Annotated in this window: 20 protein-coding genes; 15 read left to right on the top strand and 5 right to left on the bottom strand. The window is 60.2% G+C overall.

Going from position 1 to position 20,057, the window contains the following annotated elements:
• The first annotated feature begins 58 nt into the window (after nt 1-58).
• From minC to KGA97_RS21050, 8 genes are all read left to right on the top strand, one after another.
• A complete protein-coding gene (gene minC / locus KGA97_RS21085) occupies nt 59-796 on the top strand; it encodes a septum site-determining protein MinC (protein WP_032832547.1) in 738 nt (245 codons plus the stop codon).
• A gap of 200 nt (nt 797-996) precedes the next feature.
• Complete coding sequence (minD, locus tag KGA97_RS21080) at nt 997-1,809, top strand: septum site-determining protein MinD (protein WP_008040547.1); 813 nt, start codon at nt 997-999, stop codon at nt 1,807-1,809.
• The gene (gene minE, locus KGA97_RS21075) at nt 1,809-2,063 is read left to right on the top strand and encodes a cell division topological specificity factor MinE (RefSeq protein WP_007944431.1); all 255 of its coding nucleotides are present in this window, start codon (nt 1,809-1,811) and stop codon (nt 2,061-2,063) included. Before minD ends, minE begins: the two co-directional genes overlap by 1 nt.
• Nucleotides 2,064-2,243: 180 nt before the next feature.
• Nucleotides 2,244-2,879 (top strand): RluA family pseudouridine synthase, encoded by a 636-nt coding sequence (locus KGA97_RS21070; protein WP_008031443.1) that lies wholly within the window; start codon nt 2,244-2,246, stop codon nt 2,877-2,879.
• A gap of 152 nt (nt 2,880-3,031) precedes the next feature.
• On the top strand, nt 3,032-3,874 hold the full coding sequence (locus KGA97_RS21065) for a lipopolysaccharide kinase InaA family protein (RefSeq protein ID WP_008040546.1): 843 nt from the start codon (nt 3,032-3,034) through the stop codon (nt 3,872-3,874).
• Nucleotides 3,875-3,980: 106 nt separating this feature from the next.
• The gene (locus KGA97_RS21060; RefSeq protein ID WP_008040545.1) at nt 3,981-5,270 is read left to right on the top strand and encodes a M18 family aminopeptidase; all 1,290 of its coding nucleotides are present in this window, start codon (nt 3,981-3,983) and stop codon (nt 5,268-5,270) included.
• Nucleotides 5,271-5,401: 131 nt separating this feature from the next.
• Nucleotides 5,402-5,569 (top strand): hypothetical protein, encoded by a 168-nt coding sequence (locus KGA97_RS21055; RefSeq protein ID WP_162130712.1) that lies wholly within the window; start codon nt 5,402-5,404, stop codon nt 5,567-5,569.
• Nucleotides 5,570-5,647: 78 nt separating this feature from the next.
• Nucleotides 5,648-7,804 (top strand): mechanosensitive ion channel family protein, encoded by a 2,157-nt coding sequence (locus KGA97_RS21050; RefSeq protein WP_223414386.1) that lies wholly within the window; start codon nt 5,648-5,650, stop codon nt 7,802-7,804.
• Between the two features lie 221 nt (nt 7,805-8,025).
• Here KGA97_RS21050 and KGA97_RS21045 read toward each other — a convergent pair whose 3' ends face one another.
• Nucleotides 8,026-9,699, bottom strand: a complete 1,674-nt coding sequence (locus KGA97_RS21045) for a DEAD/DEAH box helicase (protein ID WP_008031432.1) — start codon at nt 9,697-9,699, stop codon at nt 8,026-8,028.
• Between the two features lie 432 nt (nt 9,700-10,131).
• Between KGA97_RS21045 and KGA97_RS21040 the strand changes: the two genes are divergently transcribed.
• The gene (locus tag KGA97_RS21040) at nt 10,132-10,923 is read left to right on the top strand and encodes a crotonase/enoyl-CoA hydratase family protein (RefSeq protein ID WP_223481434.1); all 792 of its coding nucleotides are present in this window, start codon (nt 10,132-10,134) and stop codon (nt 10,921-10,923) included.
• Between the two features lie 125 nt (nt 10,924-11,048).
• On the opposite strand, the gene KGA97_RS21035 is transcribed toward KGA97_RS21040, so the two are convergent.
• Nucleotides 11,049-11,804, bottom strand: a complete 756-nt coding sequence (locus KGA97_RS21035; protein WP_008040534.1) for a spermidine synthase — start codon at nt 11,802-11,804, stop codon at nt 11,049-11,051.
• A 149-nt stretch (nt 11,805-11,953) separates the two neighbouring features.
• Here KGA97_RS21035 and KGA97_RS21030 point away from each other — a divergent pair, with 149 nt between their 5' ends.
• Nucleotides 11,954-13,300: a class II 3-deoxy-7-phosphoheptulonate synthase gene (locus KGA97_RS21030; protein WP_008031425.1), complete on the top strand. Its 1,347-nt coding sequence runs from the start codon at nt 11,954-11,956 to the stop codon at nt 13,298-13,300.
• 104 nt (nt 13,301-13,404) lie between these two features.
• On the opposite strand, the gene KGA97_RS21025 is transcribed toward KGA97_RS21030, so the two are convergent.
• Together KGA97_RS21025 and KGA97_RS21020 are read right to left on the bottom strand one after the other, a co-directional pair.
• Nucleotides 13,405-14,634: a winged helix-turn-helix domain-containing protein gene (locus tag KGA97_RS21025; RefSeq protein WP_223481433.1), complete on the bottom strand. Its 1,230-nt coding sequence runs from the start codon at nt 14,632-14,634 to the stop codon at nt 13,405-13,407.
• 64 nt (nt 14,635-14,698) lie between these two features.
• Nucleotides 14,699-14,914: a DUF1127 domain-containing protein gene (locus KGA97_RS21020; RefSeq protein ID WP_008031420.1), complete on the bottom strand. Its 216-nt coding sequence runs from the start codon at nt 14,912-14,914 to the stop codon at nt 14,699-14,701.
• 96 nt (nt 14,915-15,010) lie between these two features.
• On the opposite strand from KGA97_RS21020, the gene KGA97_RS21015 reads away from it, so the two are divergent.
• The gene (locus KGA97_RS21015; protein WP_008031417.1) at nt 15,011-15,865 is read left to right on the top strand and encodes a LysR substrate-binding domain-containing protein; all 855 of its coding nucleotides are present in this window, start codon (nt 15,011-15,013) and stop codon (nt 15,863-15,865) included.
• Here the strand turns inward: KGA97_RS21015 and KGA97_RS21010 are convergent.
• On the bottom strand, nt 15,855-16,604 hold the full coding sequence (locus tag KGA97_RS21010) for a sulfite exporter TauE/SafE family protein (protein ID WP_032828915.1): 750 nt from the start codon (nt 16,602-16,604) through the stop codon (nt 15,855-15,857). The genes KGA97_RS21015 and KGA97_RS21010 overlap by 11 nt on opposite strands.
• A 110-nt stretch (nt 16,605-16,714) precedes the next feature.
• On the opposite strand from KGA97_RS21010, the gene KGA97_RS21005 reads away from it, so the two are divergent.
• The 4 genes from KGA97_RS21005 to KGA97_RS20990 all read left to right on the top strand — a co-directional run bounded on the left by KGA97_RS21005 (nt 16,715) and on the right by KGA97_RS20990 (nt 19,987).
• On the top strand, nt 16,715-17,671 hold the full coding sequence (locus KGA97_RS21005; RefSeq protein ID WP_008031414.1) for a LysR family transcriptional regulator: 957 nt from the start codon (nt 16,715-16,717) through the stop codon (nt 17,669-17,671).
• 69 nt (nt 17,672-17,740) lie between these two features.
• Entirely contained in the window at nt 17,741-18,202 is a 462-nt protein-coding gene (locus tag KGA97_RS21000) for a MarR family winged helix-turn-helix transcriptional regulator (RefSeq protein WP_008031411.1), read from the top strand.
• Nucleotides 18,203-18,518: 316 nt separating this feature from the next.
• Nucleotides 18,519-18,938, top strand: a complete 420-nt coding sequence (locus tag KGA97_RS20995) for an organic hydroperoxide resistance protein (protein ID WP_008031409.1) — start codon at nt 18,519-18,521, stop codon at nt 18,936-18,938.
• Between the two features lie 32 nt (nt 18,939-18,970).
• Entirely contained in the window at nt 18,971-19,987 is a 1,017-nt protein-coding gene (locus KGA97_RS20990; protein ID WP_192227302.1) for an alpha/beta hydrolase, read from the top strand.
• Nucleotides 19,988-20,057: the final 70 nt, after the last annotated feature.

Below are 20,057 nucleotides of genomic sequence, written 5' to 3'. Positions count from 1 at the left end.
GCGAGCGTTCTCGTTATAAGTCTCGGCACTTTTAGTGACAAGCCGTTGTATGCCGACCATGAGCCAAATCGAACCGCAAGACCAGGATCCCGTGTTCCAGTTGAAGGGCAGCATGCTCGCCATTACCGTGCTGGAGCTGGCCCGCAACGACCTCGAAAGCCTTGATCGGCAATTGGCCGCCAAGGTCGCCCAGGCGCCCGGCTTCTTCAGCAACGCGCCGCTGGTACTGGCGCTGGACAAGCTTCCGGCCAGCGAAGGTGCGGTCGATCTGCCAGGCTTGATGCGCGTCTGCCGCCAGCACGGCCTGCGCACCCTGGCGATCCGTGCCAGTCGCATCGAAGACATCGCCGCCGCCATCGCGGTCGACCTGCCGGTGCTGCCGCCGTCCGGCGCCCGCGAGCGTGCGCTGGACCCGCTTGAAGGCACCGTGGCGAAGAAACCGGAAAAACCCGCTGAACCGACGATAAAACCGACGAAAATCATCACCTCGCCGGTACGCGGCGGCCAGCAGATTTATGCCCAGGGTTGCGACCTCGTCGTGATCTCTTCGGTCAGCCCGGGGGCGGAACTTCTCGCCGACGGCAACATCCATGTATACGGACCGATGCGTGGTCGTGTATTGGCCGGGGTCAAAGGCGACACGAAAGCCAGGATTTTCTGTCAGCAAATGAGCGCTGAACTGGTCTCCATCGCAGGCCACTACAAGGTTTCGGAAGATCTGCGTCGCGACCCTTTGTGGGGCGCGGGTGTACAGGTCAGCCTGTCGGGCGATGTGTTGAACATCATTCGGCTTTAACGGATACTGCCGCATTTTCCAAGCATCTCTAAAACGTAGCGAAAACGGCTCAAACGAAGTAGGAAAAAGGCCTAAAGCAGTGTTTACCGGGGGTAAGCGCGGTTCATGACCGGATTCCAGCCAAGCTGTCCGACTGCAGTCGTTTTTCCAGAGATGTTTTTCAGGGGCTAAATGTCCTTTTTCCTTAGGGGTGAAACACCTTGGCCAAGATTCTCGTGGTTACATCCGGCAAGGGTGGTGTGGGTAAGACCACCACCAGTGCTGCTATCGGTACCGGCCTCGCACTGCGCGGTCACAAAACAGTTATCGTCGACTTCGACGTCGGCTTGCGTAACCTCGACCTGATCATGGGTTGCGAGCGTCGCGTCGTGTATGACTTCGTCAACGTGGTTAACGGCGAAGCCAACCTGCAACAGGCCCTGATCAAAGACAAACGCCTGGAAAACCTCTACGTACTGGCCGCCAGTCAGACCCGCGACAAAGACGCGCTGACTGTCGAAGGCGTGGAAAAAGTCCTGATGGCGTTGAAGGAAGACTTCGAATTCGTGGTCTGCGACTCCCCGGCCGGCATCGAGAAAGGTGCTCACCTGGCCATGTACTTCGCCGATGAAGCGATCGTCGTGACCAACCCGGAAGTCTCCTCGGTTCGTGACTCGGACCGCATGCTGGGCCTGCTGGCCAGCAAATCGCGTCGCGCTGAAAACGGCGAAGACCCGATCAAGGAACACTTGCTGTTGACCCGTTACAACCCGCAACGCGTCAGCGATGGCGAGATGCTCGGCGTTGAAGACGTCAAGGAAATTCTCGCTGTGACCCTGCTGGGTGTGATCCCTGAGTCCCAAGCGGTACTCAAGGCGTCCAACTCCGGCGTGCCGGTGATTCTCGACGATCAAAGCGACGCCGGTCAGGCGTACAGCGATGCGGTCGAACGCCTGCTGGGCAAAACCGTGGAGCATCGGTTTCTCGATGTGACGAAGAAAGGATTCTTTGAGCGTCTGTTTGGAGGCCGGTAATGAACATTTTTGACTTCTTTCGTGCTAACAAGAAGCCAAGTACCGCCTCGGTAGCGAAAGAGCGTCTACAGATCATCGTGGCGCATGAACGCGGCCAACGCAGTACGCCGGATTACTTGCCAGCCTTGCAGAAAGAGCTGGTCGAAGTCATCCGCAAGTACGTCAATATCGGGTCCGATGACGTGCATGTCGCCCTGGAAAACCAGGGTAGCTGCTCGATTCTGGAACTCAATATCACCCTGCCGGATCGCTGAGTCGATCCGTCGGGAGCCACGGCGGCTCAGGCTTTTGCAGCTCCTTGTAGGAGCGAAGCTTGCTCGCGAAGGTGTGTCAGTCGACATTAACGTTGCTGACACACCTTCGCGAGCAAGCTTCGCTCCTACAAGAGCCTTGAAAGCCTGAGTCGCCGTTGGCGTTTGTTACGAGGCTGTTTAATGCCGCTGTCCAACGTCCACATCATTCATCAGGACGCCGCCGTACTGGTGGTGAATAAACCGACCCTGTTGCTTTCCGTCCCTGGCCGGGCCGATGACAACAAGGATTGCCTGATCACCCGCCTGCAAGAAAACGGCTACCCCGAAGCCCGCATCGTCCATCGCCTGGACTGGGAAACCTCCGGCATCATTCTGCTGGCCCGTGACCCGGACACCCATCGCGAATTGTCTCGGCAATTTCACGACCGTGAAACCGAAAAGGCCTACACCGCACTTTGCTGGGGTCAGCCGGAACTGGACAGCGGCAGCATCGACCTGCCCCTGCGCTACGACCCGCCGACCAAGCCGCGCCATGTGGTGGATTTCGAGTTCGGCAAAAACGCCCTGACATTCTGGCGCGTGCTGGAACGATGCGGCGACTGGTGCCGGGTTGAACTGACGCCAATCACCGGCCGCTCCCATCAGCTGCGCGTGCACATGCTCTCCATCGGCCACCCGTTGCTGGGTGACGGGCTCTATGCCCACGAGCAGGCGCTGGCCGCCTGGCCACGGCTGTGCCTGCACGCGAGCATGCTCAGCTTCACTCATCCGCAGACCGGTGAACGCCTGCGTTTCGAGTGCCCCGCTCCGTTTTGAGCAGACTCGCCGAAATGAAAAACGCCCTTCAACTGAAGGGCGTTTTCATTTACTGAAACAAATTACCCGTCGTAAAAATGGCGTTAAATTATTGTCATAAATTTGTAAAGAAACGTAAAATGATGGCACTACGATAGCAGGCAGGATGCCCCGTGCTCAGTTGCAAGACACTTCAGAACGACTACCCAATCACCTTCAACTTTTCCAACACCACCCTGCACCTCAGTGAACAGCCTTGCATCGAAGCACGGCAAGCGCTGGAGCAACTGATTGAAAAGCGCAGCGCTCGCAAGCTCACCCGTGCGAGTGCACCGCTCGCCAGTGGTGACACCCCTCTATTTGCCAAGGTTCAGCCGCTGGATACGTTAAAGGCGAAAGTGCGGGTAACCTTTGGCAAACCACAGCGCAACGGTCGCTTCGACTGGCCGCTGGAAGAACTGATCAATACCCATGAAGCGCAGCGCCGTGGCGTCCGGATGCCACCACTGCAAGGGTTTGGCTACACCAAGGATCTGCTGGGACTGACCCAGGAGTATTTCATTATCACGCGCCTGCTTGACGACCATCTTGACGGCGTACAGTGGCTTAAACGCAACCCCGGCAACGTGGAAGCATTTATCCTGGATGCTTTCGACCTGCTCCACTCCCTTGCCCTGAAGAACATCACTCACATGGATTTCTGGGCCGGCAACATCATGATCCCCGAATCGTCGCAGTCACCGCTCAAAGCCATCGATTTTGAAAACTGCTTCTCCGGCCAGACACCCCATCAAAGCGAAACCCTGGGTTTCCAGCTGGGATTTTTCTATCGCCGGGAAATCTACAAACACATTACTGAAGCCGACTATGATCGGCTGGTTGAAACGTACACAGGACAACTCCCTGGCATCTCGAAGAAAAAGTTCAACCCGGTGTATGTCGCGAGCAAGCATGAATACGTGGGTCGCAAGCAACGCCGTGAAGTGTTCCTCAGCGGACTTCTGATCACAGGCTGACGCGCAAATCAGACCCACCGACAAACGTCGCGCGACGGACGGCATTGTGTCTGCAATGCCATGAGCCAATACGGTAAACTTGCGCCATTGCTGTCTGGAGCTACTTATGCGCGAAGAGTTGAACCAAGGCCTGATCGATTTCCTCAAGGCCTCCCCTACCCCGTTTCATGCCACCGCCAGCCTTGTTCAGCGCCTGGAAGCGGCGGGTTATCAGCGTCTCGACGAACGCGAGCCCTGGACCACCGAAGCCAACGGCCGCTACTACGTCACCCGTAACGACTCTTCGATTGTCGCCGTCAAAATGGGCCGTCACTCCCCCCTGCATGGCGGTATCCGCCTGGTCGGCGCCCATACCGACAGCCCGTGCCTGCGAGTCAAACCCCAGCCGGAACTGCAACGCCAGGGTTTCTGGCAACTGGGCGTCGAAGTGTATGGCGGCGCGCTGCTGGCTCCGTGGTTCGACCGCGATCTGTCCCTGGCGGGCCGCGTGACCTTCCGCCGCGACGGCAAGGTCGAGAGCCAGTTGATCGACTTCAAGACACCGATCGCGATCATTCCAAACCTGGCCATTCACCTCAATCGTGAAGCCAACATGGGTTGGGCGATCAACGCCCAGACCGAATTGCCGCCGATCCTCGCGCAGTTCGCCGGTGACGAGCGCGTGGACTTCCGCGCCGTGCTCACCAATCAACTTGCTCTTGAGCATGGCCTGAACGCCGACGTGGTGCTCGACTACGAGTTGAGCTTCTACGATACCCAGAGCGCTGCGGTCATCGGCCTGCATGGCGACTTCATCGCCGGTGCGCGCCTCGACAACCTGCTGTCCTGCTACGCCGGCCTGCAAGCGTTGCTGACGGCTGAAACCGACGAAACCTGCGTACTGGTCGCCAATGACCACGAAGAAGTCGGCTCCTGCTCGGCCTGTGGCGCTGACGGCCCGATGCTGGAGCAGACGCTGCGTCGTTTGTTGCCCGAAGGTGATGAATTCGTACGCACCATTCAGAAATCCCTGCTGGTCTCGGCCGACAATGCCCACGGCGTACACCCCAACTACGCCGACAAGCACGACGCCAACCACGGCCCGAAACTCAACGCCGGCCCGGTGATCAAGGTCAACAGCAACCAGCGTTACGCCACCAACAGCGAAACCGCCGGGTTCTTCCGCCATCTGTGCATGGCCGAAGAAGTGCCGGTGCAAAGCTTCGTGGTGCGCAGCGACATGGGCTGCGGCTCGACCATCGGCCCGATCACCGCCAGCCACCTGGGTGTGCGCACCGTGGACATCGGCCTGCCGACATTCGCCATGCACTCGATCCGGGAGCTGTGCGGCAGTCATGATCTGGCGCACCTGGTGAAAGTGCTGAGCGCGTTCTACGCCAGCCAGGAATTGCCATAAAACCTGTAGGAGCCAGGCTTGCCGGCGATGGCGTCCTTGAAATCGCTATCGCCGGCAAGCCGGCTCCTACACGTGTTAAAACCGCTAGACTTTAAATACCCCCTTCGACAAGGCAGTCGCTCATGATCTCGATGTCTTCATTTCACGCCATGCTGATCCCGATTCTTGCCGGGATGATCCTGCTGGCGATCGGCTTCAACTTCCGCGACAAGAATGCCGGCGTGTTCGCGATGTGGATCGGCATGCTGACCATCCTCGCTACCGTCGTCTTCAAGATCCTCGCCAAACTCAACGAATAAATCCTCGCCCTCGGCTCGCATTGATTTTGGCGGGCTCGTACACTCGGTCGATCTGCTCTTTTCAAGGTTGACCGCCTAGTGTTCGCTCGTCTTTTTGCCCTGCCCAGCCTTTTCCTCGTCTGCCTGATGGCGCTGCTGCCGGTCATGCCGGCCCAGGCCGTCGGTTTACCGAGCTTGCTCAACAGCTCGGCGAAAACCCAGCCCGAGGCGCAAGAACCCCTCGGGCAATCCCTCGACGAAGTCATCAAGTCACTGGAGAACGATCAGCAACGCAGCAAATTGCTGGCCGACTTGAAGAAGCTGCGCGACGCCACCAAAAAAGCCCAACCGGCTGCCGAAGAAGGCGTGTTGGGCCTGATTGGCGGCACGCTGGCCAATTTTGAAAAACAATTCTCCGGCGCTGACAGCCCACTCACACGCTGGTCCGACGAGTTTGATCTGGCCAAGGAAGAACTGGCGGGGTTGGTGTTGCCGGCCAATGAATGGCTGCCGATCATCTTTGGCTTCGCCATGATTTTGATGGTGTGGAGCCTGCTGGCCGCCGCGCTGATCTGGCTCGGTCACCGGGTACGGATGCGCTTCGGCCTGACCGAAGAATTACCGCAGCACCCCAAGGCCCTCGACATGTTGCGCTTTGCCCTGCGCAAACTCGGCCCTTGGCTGATCGCCCTGGTGATGACCGTCTACATGACCTACGCCCTGCCCTCGTCATTGGGCAAAAGCCTGGCGATGGTGCTGGCCTATGCGCTGGTGGTCGGCACGTGTTTTTCGGCGATCTGCGTGATCGCCTTTTCCTTGCTCGACGGGCCACACCGCCACCGCGCCTTGTACATCCTGCGGCATCAGGCCTTTCGGCCGCTGTGGCTGATCGGCAGTTTTGCCGCGTTCGGCGAAGCCTTGAACGACCCGCGACTGGTCGCCAGCCTCGGCAGCCATTTGGCGCACACCGCCGCCACCATCGCCAACGTGCTGGCTGCGCTGTCTACCGGGTTGTTCATCCTGCGCTTCCGACGCCCCATCGCCCACTTGATCCGCAACCAACCGCTGTCACGGCGCCTGACCCGCCGCGCACTCAGCGACACCATCGAAATTCTCGGCACCTTCTGGTACATGCCGGCGCTGGTGCTGGTGGCCATCTCGCTGTTCGCCACGTTCGTTTCCGCCGGCGACACCAGCACCGCGTTGCGCCAATCGCTGATCTGCACCGTGCTGCTGGTGTTGTGCATGGTCATCAACGGGCTGGTGCGCCGGCACGCACTGAAACCGCAACGTGGCGTGAAGCGTCATGCCCTGTATTCCGAACGCCTGAAAAGCTTCTTCTATACCCTCGCCCACTTGCTGGTGTGGCTGGCGTTCATCGAACTTGGCCTGCGGGTCTGGGGCATGTCGCTGATTGCGTTCACCGAAGGCGAAGGCCATGAAGTCAGCGTCAAACTGTTCAGCCTCGGCGGCACACTGATTTTTGCCTGGCTGATCTGGATCCTCAGCGACACCGCCGTGCACCACGCCCTCACCCGCTCGCGTAAAGGCCAGGCCAACGCCCGTGCGCAGACGATGATGCCGCTGATCCGCAACGTGCTGTTCGTGGCGATTTTCATCGTTGCGCTGATCGTCGCCCTGGCGAACATGGGCATGAACGTCACGCCACTGCTGGCCGGTGCCGGCGTGATCGGCCTGGCCATCGGTTTCGGCGCACAATCGTTGGTCGCGGACCTGATCACCGGGCTGTTCATCATCATCGAGGACTCCCTGGCCATCGACGACTACGTGGATGTCGGCGGCCACCTCGGCACTGTCGAAGGCCTGACCATTCGTACCGTGCGCCTGCGGGACATCGACGGCATCGTCCACACCATCCCGTTCAGTGAAATCAAAAGCATCAAGAACTACTCGCGAGAGTTCGGCTACGCGATCTTTCGCGTGGCGATCCCCTCGAACATGGACATCGATAACGCGATCAAACTGATGCGTGACGTCGGCCAGAAGATGCGCGCCGATCCACTGCAACGACGCAACATCTGGTCGCCGCTGGAGATTCAAGGGGTCGAGAGTTTCGAGTCAGGCAACGCGATTCTGCGGGCCCGCTTCAAGACCGCGCCGATCAAGCAGTGGGAAGTTTCCCGGGCGTTCAACCTGTCCTTGAAACGGCACCTGGATGAAGCCGGGCTCGATCTGGCGACACCGCGCATGAGTGTGCAAGTGGTCACGGCGGGTGGCGGCCCAATAGCCGATTAACCCTTGGCCACCTGTGGGAGCGAGCCTGCTCGCGATAGACGCACAGGCACCGCGCTCATTCAGACAGCACACGTAATCGTTCACGACCATCGCGAGCAGGCTCGCTCCCACAGGATCTGCGGCCAATCGCAAGACCGGCGTTATCTAACAAATCGCAGGCAAAAAAAATCCCCGAACCAGTCGGGGATTTTTTATGTTCGATCAATCAGCCCGGGGGCGGATCAATCTTCGCGATAGCGACGCAGCTTCAACTGCTTACCGGCAACGCGAGTGTCCTTCAGCTTGGTCAGCAGACGCTCCAGACCATCTTCCGGCAGCTCGACGAGGCTGAAGCTGTCACGCACCTGGATGCGACCGATGGCTTCACGCGCCAGACCACCTTCGTTGAGGATGGCGCCCAGCAGGTTTTTCGCCGCGATACCGTCACGCGCGCCCAGCGCGGTACGGCAACGGGCACGACCTTCGGCCAATGGAACCGGAGCACGACGCTCACGATCACCACGGTCCGGACGATCACCGGTGCGCTCTGGACGATCGCCACGCGGTGCGTTGTTCGGCACCAGTGGACGTTCTTTCTCGATTGCAGCCAGGGTCAGCGCCTGAGCGTTGGTCGCCTTGCGCAGCAGGGCAGCAGCCAGTGCACGCGGCGTGCAACCGATATCGGCAGTCAGGCGATCCAGCAGATCACCGTGAGTCGATTCGGCATCGCCAACCAGCGGCGACAGGCTGTTGGTCAGTTTCTTGATGCGGGCATCGAGAACAGCCTGAGCGTCCGGCAGGCGAACTTCGGCAACTTTCTGACCGGTTACACGCTCGATCACTTGCAGCATGCGGCGCTCACGCGGAGTCACCAGCAGCAGTGCACGACCTTCGCGACCGGCACGGCCAGTACGGCCGATACGGTGAACGTAGGATTCCGGATCGTACGGCATGTCAACGTTGAACACGTGAGTGATGCGCGGAACGTCCAGGCCACGAGCGGCAACGTCGGTCGCCACAACGATGTCCAGACGGCCATCCTTGAGGGAGTCGATCACGCGCTCACGCTGGTTCTGGGCAATGTCACCGTTCAGCGCAGCGGCTTTGTAGCCTTTGGCTTCCAGGGCGCTGGCCAGGTCCAGGGTCGCTTGCTTGGTGCGCACGAACATGATCAGGGCGTCGAAGTCTTCGACTTCCAGCAGGCTCAATACAGCCGAGGTCTTCTGGTCAGCGTGAACCAACAGGTGAGCCTGTTCGATCGCGGTAACGGTCTGAGTCTTGGTCTGGATCTTCACGTGTTGCGGATCGCGCAGGTGGCGTTCGGCAATGGCACGGATCGACTGTGGCAGGGTGGCCGAGAACAATACGGTCTGACGGGTTGGAGGCAGCGCCTTGAAGATGACTTCGAGGTCGTCCATGAAACCCAGTTTGAGCATTTCGTCGGCTTCGTCGAGAACCAGGTGGTTCACGGTCGACAGGACTTTTTCGTCGCGACGCAGGTGGTCGCACAGACGGCCCGGAGTGGCGACAACGATCTGTGCGCCATTACGGATTGCTTTCAGTTGTGGACCCATAGGGGCGCCGCCGTAAACGGCCACAACGGTAACGCCTGGCATTTGCTTGGCGTAGGTTTCGAAAGCGGTTGCTACTTGCAGCGCCAACTCACGGGTTGGCGCCAGGATCAGGGCTTGCGGCTCGCGCTTGGCAGGATCGATGCAGTGCAGGATAGGCAGGGCGAACGCAGCGGTTTTACCCGTACCGGTTTGCGCCTGACCAATCATGTCCTGGCCGGCCATGATGATCGGGATCGATTGCTGCTGAATAGCCGAAGGCTCTTCGTAGCCAGTCGCAATGACGGCTGCAAGGATATTCGGATTAAGATTAAAAGCGGCGAAGCCGCCGGTTTCCTGGGTCATGGGTCTGCCTCTAAGTGCATCCGCAAAGACCCATGCTCCAAAGCTGCGCATGCCGTGTAAGACTCAAGAGTCGCCCTGGCTGCTTTGTCGGCGGGGATTTGCGAAAACGAATGAATGAAAAAGATTCGTCAAGGGAGAGTCCGCTGTGCGGACGTGCAGCCGAAGCTGACTTCGGGGAATTGCGCTACCTAAACGCGGCCCGGTTAAAGGCCGGCGCGCACTATACCGGAATTCGCCCAAAAAGGGAGCATTATTTGTCGGAAAACTGACGGATACACCGTTGTGTCACAGGCTTTGCGGATAATCGTGCGACGGTCTATTTTTCAAAGGCCCGGCCCTGCTGGGGATGGCGCTAAAACGGTTCACCGTTGTGACTCGGACCTGCGGCCTCGCCTACCCCCTAAAACCCCTTCCCGTCCGAGGAATTGTTCGATGAATCAACCTGTTACCAGCCGTGTGACCTGCGAAAGGCGTGGCCATGTCCTGTTGATCGGCCTGGATCGGGTGGCCAAGCGCAATGCCTTCGACCTCGACCTGCTCAACGCACTCAGTCTGGCCTACGGCGAGTTCGAGGCTGACAGCGAAGCGCGGGTGGCGGTGGTGTTCGGCCATGGCGAGCATTTCACCGCCGGGCTTGACCTGGTCAGCGCCAGTTCGGCCCTGGCCGAGGGCTGGCAGGCACCGCCCGGCGGTTGCGATCCGTGGGGCGTGTTCGCGGGTCCACGAGTCAGCAAACCGGTGATCGTCGCCGCGCAAGGTTATTGCCTGACCATCGGTATCGAGCTGATGCTCGCCGCCGACATCAACCTCTGCGCCAGTAACACCCGGTTTGCCCAGAAAGAAGTGCAGCGCGGGATTTTCCCGTTCGGCGGGGCCACATTGCGCCTGCATCAAGTCGCTGGCTGGGGCAATGCGATGCGCTGGCTGCTGACCGGGGATGAATTCGATGCGCACGACGCGTTGCATCTGGGGTTGGTGCAGGAAGTCATGGCCAGCGAGGATTTGCTGCCCCGGGCAATTGAGCTGGCGGAGCGGATTGCCCGGCAGGCGCCGCTGGGGGTACAGGCGACGTTGATGTCTGCGCGACAGGCGCGTTATGAGGGCGAAACATCCGCGGCGCTGGGGTTGCCGCCGCTGGTGAAGAAGTTGTTGGCGAGTGAGGATGCGAAGGAAGGCGTGCGGTCGATGGTTGAGAAGCGGCCGGGCATTTTCAAAGGGGTTTGAGGTTTGTGGCGAGGCGGATATTGTCTTCGCGGGCAAGCCTCGCTCCTACAAGGTCGTTGCAACCTGTAGGAGCGAGCGGTGCGACGATTCGACTTGCCCGCGAAAGGGCCATCACAGGCGCCGAATCAAGTAGCCGGGCGAATCGCCTTGATCAACGACTGCAACGAATACCCCAACCGTGGCGCCAGCCCTTCGGCCCGCGCAACCAACCCATCCATGTCCAGTTCCTGATCCAGTTCCGACGGCACGAGCAGAATCACGTTGCCCTCCTTCACCGGCAGCTCCCAGTAATGCCGGTGATAGAGCCCACGCAACAGCGCCGCGCCCAACGGCTTGCCATCATCGGTGGCCCACTGGTTGATCACCAGCCAGCCGCCCGGATTCAGGCGTTTCTGACAGTTTTCCAGAAAGCTCCAGGCCAGATGCCCGACGCCCGGCCCGACATCGGTATAAAGGTCGACGAAAATCAGGTCGGCCGGCTCGGCGGTATCGAGCAGTTCCAGCGCATCGCCGACACGGATGTACAGCCGCGGGTCGTCATCCAGCCCCAGGTATTCGATGGCCAGGCGCGGCACGTCGGGCCGCAGCTCGATGGCTTCGACATCTTCCAGCGGCAAGAACTTCAGGCAAGCCTGAGTCAGCGTGCCGGCACCGAGGCCGAGGAACAGCGCGCTTTCCGGTTGCTCGTGGCACAACGCGCCAATCAGCATGGCACGGGTGTAATCGTATTCGAGCCAGCTCGGGTCGGCAGTGAACACGCAGCTCTGTTCGATGGCATCACCGAACTCGAGAAAACGGTAATCGGCCACTTCCAGCACGCGAATCACGCCGAACTCGTCCTGTACCTCGGCGAGCAGATGCTCGACGCGCTCCTCAGTCATTTCGTCTCCAGATCGTCACCGGGCCCGGCAACGCAATGCACCGCAACATCAGGCGGCAAAAGCGCGATTGTCCGCGAAGCGACGGGAACAGGTCACGCACTAATTTGCTGATAACATGAACGTCCGAGCGTAAAACAACCGAGACCGTGATGAGCCAACCCTGGAGCCCTGACAGCTGGCGCGCCCTGCCGATCCAGCAACAACCCCACTACCCCGACGCGGCGCATTTGCTGCACGTCGAGCAAACCCTGGCGAGTTATCCGCCGCTGGTGTTTGCCGGTGAAGCCCGGGAGTTGCGACGTCAGTTTGCCGAAGTGACCCAGGGCCGCGCATTTCTGTTGCAGGGCGGCGATTGCGCCGAAAGCTTCGCCGAGTTCTCTGCCGCGAAAATCCGCGACACCTTTAAAGTGCTGTTGCAAATGGCCATCGTCATGACCTTCGCCGCGGGCTGCCCGGTGGTCAAGGTCGGGCGCATGGCCGGTCAGTTCGCCAAACCGCGTTCGGCCAACGACGAAACCATCGACGGCGTGACCCTGCCCGCCTACCGTGGCGACATCGTCAACGGCATCGGCTTCGACGAAAAAAGCCGTGTGCCGGACCCGGAGCGTCTGCTCCAGTCCTATCACCAGTCCACCGCGACCCTGAACCTGCTGCGCGCCTTCGCCCAGGGCGGCTTTGCCGACCTGCATCAGGTGCACAAGTGGAACCTGGACTTCATCGCCAACTCGGCGCTGGCGGAAAAATACAGCCACCTCGCCGATCGCATCGATGAAACCCTGGCGTTCATGCGCGCCTGCGGCATGGACAGCTCGCCACAACTGCGCGAAACCAGTTTCTTCACCGCCCACGAAGCGCTGCTGCTGAACTACGAAGAAGCCTTCGTGCGTCGCGACAGCCTGACCAACGACTACTACGATTGCTCGGCGCACATGTTGTGGATCGGCGACCGCACCCGTCAGCTCGACGGCGCTCATGTCGAATTCCTGCGTGGGGTGAACAACCCGATCGGGGTCAAGGTTGGTCCGAGCATGAACCCGGAAGACTTGATTCGCCTGATCGACGTGCTCAACCCGGACAACGATCCAGGTCGCTTGAACCTGATCGCACGGATGGGCGCGAACAAGGTTGGCGATCATTTGCCGCAACTGATCCGCGCGGTGCAGCGTGAAGGCAAGCAAGTGCTTTGGAGTTCCGATCCGATGCACGGCAACACCATCAAGGCCAGCAGCGGCTACAAGACCCGCGACTTTGCGCAGATTCTTGGCGAGGTGAAGCAGTTCTTCCAGGTGCACGAAGCGGAAGGCACCTATGCCGGCGGCATTCACATCGAGATGACCGGGCAGAATGTTACCGAGTGCATTGGTGGTGCGCGACCGATCACCGAGGACGGGTTGTCGGATCGGTATCACACCCATTGTGACCCGCGGATGAATGCGGATCAGTCGCTGGAGTTGGCGTTCCTTATTGCCGAAACCCTGAAACAAGTCCGTCGGTAAACCGTGTCGCTGCCTTCGCGGGCAAGCCTCGCTCCTACAAGGGATCGCGAACCCCTGTAGGAGCGAGCGGTGCGGCGATCCGACTTGCCCGCGAAGGCGTCAGCTCAGTCACCCTCAATCTGAGCCAATGCCACCCGCAACCGCCCCGCACTCGCCCGCGGGCAATTCAACTGCACCCGCTCCAACCCCAGCCAATCCGCCATCCGCCGCAAATTCACCGCCAACGCCAGCATCCCTTCCTCATCCAGCCCCGGCTCTTCCTCATGCACGGCATGCACCGCCAACCGCCCCAACGCCCGCTCCGCACGCAAATCCACTCGCGCAGCAATCCGCTCGTTGTATAAAAACGGCAACACGTAATAGCCGTAGACCCGCTTGTCCGGCGGCGTATAAATCTCCAGCCGATAGCGAAAATCGAACAAACGCTCGGTACGACTGCGCTCCCAGATCAGCGAATCGAAGGGTGACAGCAAGGCACTGGCCTCAACCTTGCGCGGCACTTTCGGCTCTGGCAAACAAAAGCCCGGTTGCCGCCAACCCTGAACTTCACAGGTCAGCAACTCCCCGGCTTCCACCAGCTCCGCAAGGCGCGGACGCGCATCACCCGGGCTGAGCCGGAAGTAATCGCGCAGGTCCTTTTCCGTCGCCACACCCAAGGCATTCGCGGCGTGCAACAACAGCCCGCGCTGGGCCTCGTCCTCCGCGAGCAACGGCTGCTGCAGAATCGCCGAAGGAATCACCCGCTCCGGCAAATCATAGAGCCGCTCGAATCCACGCCGCCCGGCCACGGTCACTTCCCCGGCGGCGAACAACCATTCCAGCGCATGCTTTTCCGCGCTCCAGTCCCACCATGGTCCTGCCCGCTCCTGACGGGTCGAAAGGCTGCCAGCGCCCAGCGCGCCGAGCTCTTCAACCGAGGCCAGCACCCGCCGGACAGTGTCCTGTTGCTCACGCCCGAAACGTGCCAGCTGCTGATAGATATCTTCGCCACGACTCGCGCGCCGCATGCGCCAGCGCATCAACGGGTACATCGACAGCGGCAGCAACGAGGCTTCATGCCCCCAGTATTCGAACAGCGTACGTCGCCGGCCCGAACTCCAGGCAGCCTGGTCGAGCAAGTCGGATGAGTAATTGCCGAGGCGGGAAAACAAGGGAAGGTAGTGCGAACGCACCAACGCATTGACCGAATCGATCTGCAAGATGCCCAGCCGCTCGATCAGGCGATTGAGCTGCACCGCTTTGATCGCCGCTGGCGGCTGGCGCCCGTTGAATCCTTGGGCGGCCAGCGCCAGGCGTCGAGCCTGTTTGATGGAAAAGGACAGCGTTGCGGGCATGAGCATCTCCTTGTCTGCTCGCAACCTACCTCACCGGGAGACGGTTTGTGTAGTTGTGGCTTACTCATTTGTGCATCGGGTCATCCCAGAATGGGCGCACGGTTTCGTGCTCGACATCTGCACGACTGAGCCCGATGTCCTTCAACGCTTCGTCGCTCATGCCCGCCAACAACTCGCGCTCACGGTGCAATTCGTACCAGCGACTGATCTTGTGCAGTAAATCCGAGACGACGTGGATGGAATGTTTCTCTACCTCGACATAACCTTTTTGACCTTTCATCTTGTTGCCCTCCGTTTGGGATGGCTCAAGTGTCACGCCGGAGCTAAGATCAATCCAACGAATGTTTCTTATGCAATACATCTCGGAGATTGATGTATGTCCGCCTTCCCAAGTATCGACACCGAAGTGCTGCGCACCTTTGTGGCCATCGCCGATCAGGGCGGTTTCACCCGCGCAGGGGAGCTGGTCAACCGCACGCAATCCGCCGTCAGCATGCAAATGAAGCGGCTGGAAGAGGACGTGTTGCAGCGCCAACTGTTCCAGCGCGACGGCCGCCAGGTGCGGCTGACCGCTGAAGGCCAGGTGCTGCTGGGTTACGCCCGGCGCATCCTCAAGTTGCACAGCGAGGTGTTCAACACCCTGCGCGAGCCGCACATGGTCGGCACGGTGCGGATCGGCACGCCGGACGATTACGTGATGCGTTTCCTGCCGGGGATTCTGCGGCGATTCGCCCAGTCATATCCGCTGATCCAGATCGAGGTGCACTGCGAATCATCAAAACAATTGCTGCTACGCCAGGATCTGGATTTATCCATCGTTACCCGCGAGCCGGGCAACGAGATCGGTCAGTTGCTGCGCAAGGAACGTTTCGTCTGGGCCGAGGCACAATGCTACAGCGCCCACGAGCAGACACCGTTGCCGCTGGCGATGTTCAACAGTGATTGTTTCTGCAGGCTGTGGGCCTGCAATGCGCTGGACGCGATGGGTCGCGACTACCGCGTTGCCTACAACAGCTCAAGCCTGTCGGCGATCATGGCGGTGGTCAGCGCCGGCCTGGCCGTCACCGCACAACTGGAAAGCCTGATCACCCCGGACATGCGCATTCTCGGTGACGCCGAAGACCTGCCCTTGCTGCCTGAAGCCAGCATCATGCTGGTGCGCAACCTGCACAATCCGTCACCGATTACCGAATGCCTGGCCGAACACATCGTCGACGGCTTCAAACTTTAAACGCGAGCATCACCGCGCACAGCACCAGGAAGCCACAGAATAGCCCGCGCAGGAGGCGCTCCGGCATGGCGTGGGCGATCTTCACGCCCCAACTGATGCTCAGCAGTCCACCCACGGCCAACGGCACGCCGATCATCCAGTCCACTTGATGATGCACGGCATAGGTGACCAGCGTGACGCCCGTGCTGGGTAATGCCAGTGCCAGCGACAACCCTTGGGCCACCACCTGGCTGGTGCCGAACAGGCTAGTCAGCACCGGCGTTGCCACCACCGCCCCGCCCACGCCAAACAATCCGCCCATGGTCCCGGACGCCGCGCCGAGCACACCCAGCCATGGCCAGGCGTAATTCATCTGCGAAGAAGCCGGCGCATTGGCGTAGAACATTCGCAACAGGTTGTAGGCCGACAACGCGATCAAGAAGGCGACAAATCCGATGCGCATGGTTTGCGCATCAATGCCCACCGCCCAGATGGAGCCGATCCAGGCAAAGCAAAAACCCATTGAGGCCAGCGGCAGCGCGTGACGCATTTCGATTTTGTTGCGCTGGTGATAACGCCATAGCGCCAGCATCACGTTAGGGACGACCATCACCAGCGCGGTGCCCTGGGCAATTTGCTGATCAAGACCGAACAACACGCCGAGCAACGGAATCGCGATCAGACCGCCGCCGATGCCAAACAAGCCGCCGAGGGTTCCCAGGGCTGCGCCAAATACCAGGTACATCAAAAACTCGATCACGGCCGATTTCCTTTTATCTCAGGCCATTCATCCTACGCAGTCGGCGCTGGCGGGGAAACGCACAGCAACGCACAATGGCTGTGCCAACTTCGCATAGGCATTGATACGCCATGAACCCTAATCAATTGACCGAACAACTCGGGCTGTTCCTCGATGTGCTGGAAACCGGCAGCTTTTCCGCTGCCTCTCGCCGTCATCCACTGACCCCTTCGGCCGTGGCGCGGCGCATCGATAGCCTGGAAAGCGCGGTCGGCAGCCAGTTGTTCATTCGCAGCACCCATGCCGTCCGCGCGACCCCGGCCGGCGTGGCGTTTGCCGAGCGTGCGCGGCGGATCGTGGCGGAATTGCAACTGGCCCGCGCCGAGGCAGTGTCCCTGAGCAGTGCGCCGGAAGGCTTGATCCGGATCGACGCGCCCGCCGCGTTCGGCCGACGGCATCTGGCGCCGGTGATCGCTGATTTTCTGATGCTCTACCCCGGCCTCGACGTGCAACTGCACCTGATCGACAGTTTTGTCGACATGCAGGGTTTGAACCTGGGCAAGGTCGACCTTGTGCTGCGCGCCGGGCAAATGGCCGATACCCGACTGGTGGCCACACCACTGGCGAGCATGGTGCGCATCGCCTGCGCCAGCCCCGCATACCTGCAACGCCGAGGCGTGCCGACCGACCCGGCGCAGTTGAGTGATCACGACGGTCTCGACTGGGATGGCCTGGCGCCGCCATTTGCCTGGCGTTTCGAGCAAAACGCAGAAATGCATTTGCATCGTCCCGGGCGCATCCGCATGAGCGCCAACAATGCCGAGGCGCTGGTCTGCGGTGCGCTGGCCGGGCTCGGTATCGCGCACTTGCCGACTTGGTTGACCAGCGAATACCTGTTGCGCGGTGAACTGCTGCCGCTGTTCTGTGAACACGGCCTGCCACCGCCGGAAACCACCGGCATCTATGCATTGCGCCTGGAGCAGCAACCCAACCCGAGGAGTCGTTTATTGCTGGAGTACCTGAAAGTCCGCTTCAGCCCTGTACCGCCATGGGATCTGGCGCTGCGAACCAATCTGGACCGGCACTAGGTCAGAATTATCTGGCGCATTAAAGATTCGCCCGCTAGATTCATGAAGATCACTGATCAAGGCTTTGAGATGAACACCGAACGCGACACCACGGATAACTGCGACGACCTGCTGCTGGACAACCAGGCCTGCTTCGCCCTGCATTCCACTTCACTGCTGATGACCAAGGTCTACAAGCCGCTGCTGCAAGCGCTGGGCCTGACCTATCCGCAGTACCTGGCGATGATGGTGTTGTGGGAACGGGACGGTTTGACCGTAGGCGAAATCAGCACGCGCTTGCTGACCGATCCCGGCTCGTTGACCCCGTTGCTCAAGCGCCTGGAAGTCGAAGGCTTGCTCAGCCGCACTCGCAGCCGCGAGGACGAGCGAGTGGTGATTGTCGAGCTGACTGAACAGGGCCGCGCGTTGCGGGACAAGGCGCGCGGCGTGCCCCAGTGCATCCTCGGCGCCAGCGGCATGACGCTTGAGCGGTTGCAAAAACTGCAAGCGGAGCTGCAAGTGCTGCGTAGCAATCTGCAGGACAGCCTTTAAGCGATCACCTGATAGATCGCGTTATCGTTCTTCGCGGGCAAGCCTCGCTCCTACAGGTCATGTGCGGTCTGTAGGAGCGAGGCTTGCCCGCGAAAGCATCCTCGACGCCACAAAAAAATTCCTGCCTGTTACTCCCACACCAAAGCCTCTACATCAAGCCTCTCCCCGCCGAATGCATACCCTGCGCATGCTTTCAGGGAAACTTTTTAAAAATTTATCTTGCGCGCCAAATATTAGCGCGATACATTTATCTCGCACTTACTTAGCGCGCAAACATTTAGCGCAAACCATACAAACCTGAAACGAGGCCTACATCATGCAAACTCTCTACACCGCAATCGCAACCTCCACTGGCGGCCGTGACGGTCGTGCGGTTTCCAGCGACAACATCCTCGACGTCAAACTCGCGACCCCGAAAGAACTCGGCGGTGCTGGCGGCGCGGCCACTAACCCGGAACAACTGTTCGCTGCCGGTTACTCGGCCTGCTTCATCGGCGCGCTGAAATTCGTTGCCAGCCAGACCAAACGCAGCATCCCGGCCGACGCCTCGATCACTGCCCACGTCGGCATCGGCCAGATTCCTGGCGGCTTCGGTCTGGACATCGACCTGCACATCAGCCTTCCGGGTCTTGAACAAGCCGATGCGCAAACCCTGGTCGACGCGGCCCACCAGGTCTGCCCGTACTCCAACGCCACCCGCGGCAACGTCGAAGTGCGCCTGCACGTGACTGTCTAACCGTCGACTCCAAGACCGAACAGGAAACCAACATGAACACTTTCAGCAAAGTCTTGACCGGTACCCTTCTCGCCCTGTCCATCCACAGCGCATTCGCGGGCGAGGGGGTTGAACACAACACCCAGGCGTTCCTCGATGTCCTGAATGCCGGCACCGGCAAACCGATGGAACAGCTTTCACCGAAAGATGCCCGGGCCATTTTGGTCGGCGCGCAAGCCGGGGTGAAACTGACGCTGCCAAAAGCGGACGTCAGCCAGAAGACCATTCAAGTCGACGGCCAACCGCTCAGCCTGACCATCGTCCGGCCGGCCGGGGTCAAAGGCGAGCTGCCGGTGTTCATGTTCTTCCACGGCGGCGGCTGGGTGCTGGGGGACTTCCCGACCCACGAGCGGCTGGTTCGGGATCTGGTCACGGGTTCGGGGGCAGCGGCGGTGTTCGTCAACTACACCCCTTCGCCGGAAGCGCATTACCCGGTGGCGATCAACCAGGCTTACGCGGCCACTAAATGGGTGGCCGAGCACGGCAAAGAGATCAACGTCGATGGCAAGCGACTGGCCGTGGCCGGTAACAGTGTCGGCGGCAACATGGCGGCCGTGGTTGCGCTGATGGCCAAAGACAAAGGCACCCCGGCGATCAAGTTCCAGGTGCTGTTGTGGCCGGTGACCGACGCCAGCTTTGAAACGGCGTCTTACAACCAGTTTGCCGAGGGGCACTTCCTCACCAAAAACATGATGAAGTGGTTCTGGGACAACTACACCACCGACGCCAAGCAACGTAACGAGATCTACGCTTCACCGCTGCGGGCGACCACCGCACAACTCAAGGGCCTGCCACCTGCGCTGGTGCAGACGGCCGGGGCTGATGTGCTGCGCGATGAGGGTGAAGCCTATGCGCGCAAACTGGATGAGGCGGGTGTGCCGGTCACGGCGGTGCGTTACAACGGCATGATTCACGATTACGGTTTGCTGAACGTAGTGAGCCAGGTGCCAGCGGTTCGCTCCGCAATGCTGCAAGCGTCCGAAGAACTGAAGCAACACCTGAAGAAATAACACCGCCCCCCCCCTGTAGGAGCGAGGCTTGCCCGCGAAGGCGTCATGTCAGTCAACATCATTGTTGAAT

This window comes from Pseudomonas sp. BF-B-15, from assembly GCF_019946675.1.
GTDB lineage: Bacteria > Pseudomonadota > Gammaproteobacteria > Pseudomonadales > Pseudomonadaceae > Aquipseudomonas > Aquipseudomonas migulae.
Note: the sequence above shows the minus strand (reverse complement) of the source record. Positions and strands in the feature narration are given on the sequence as shown.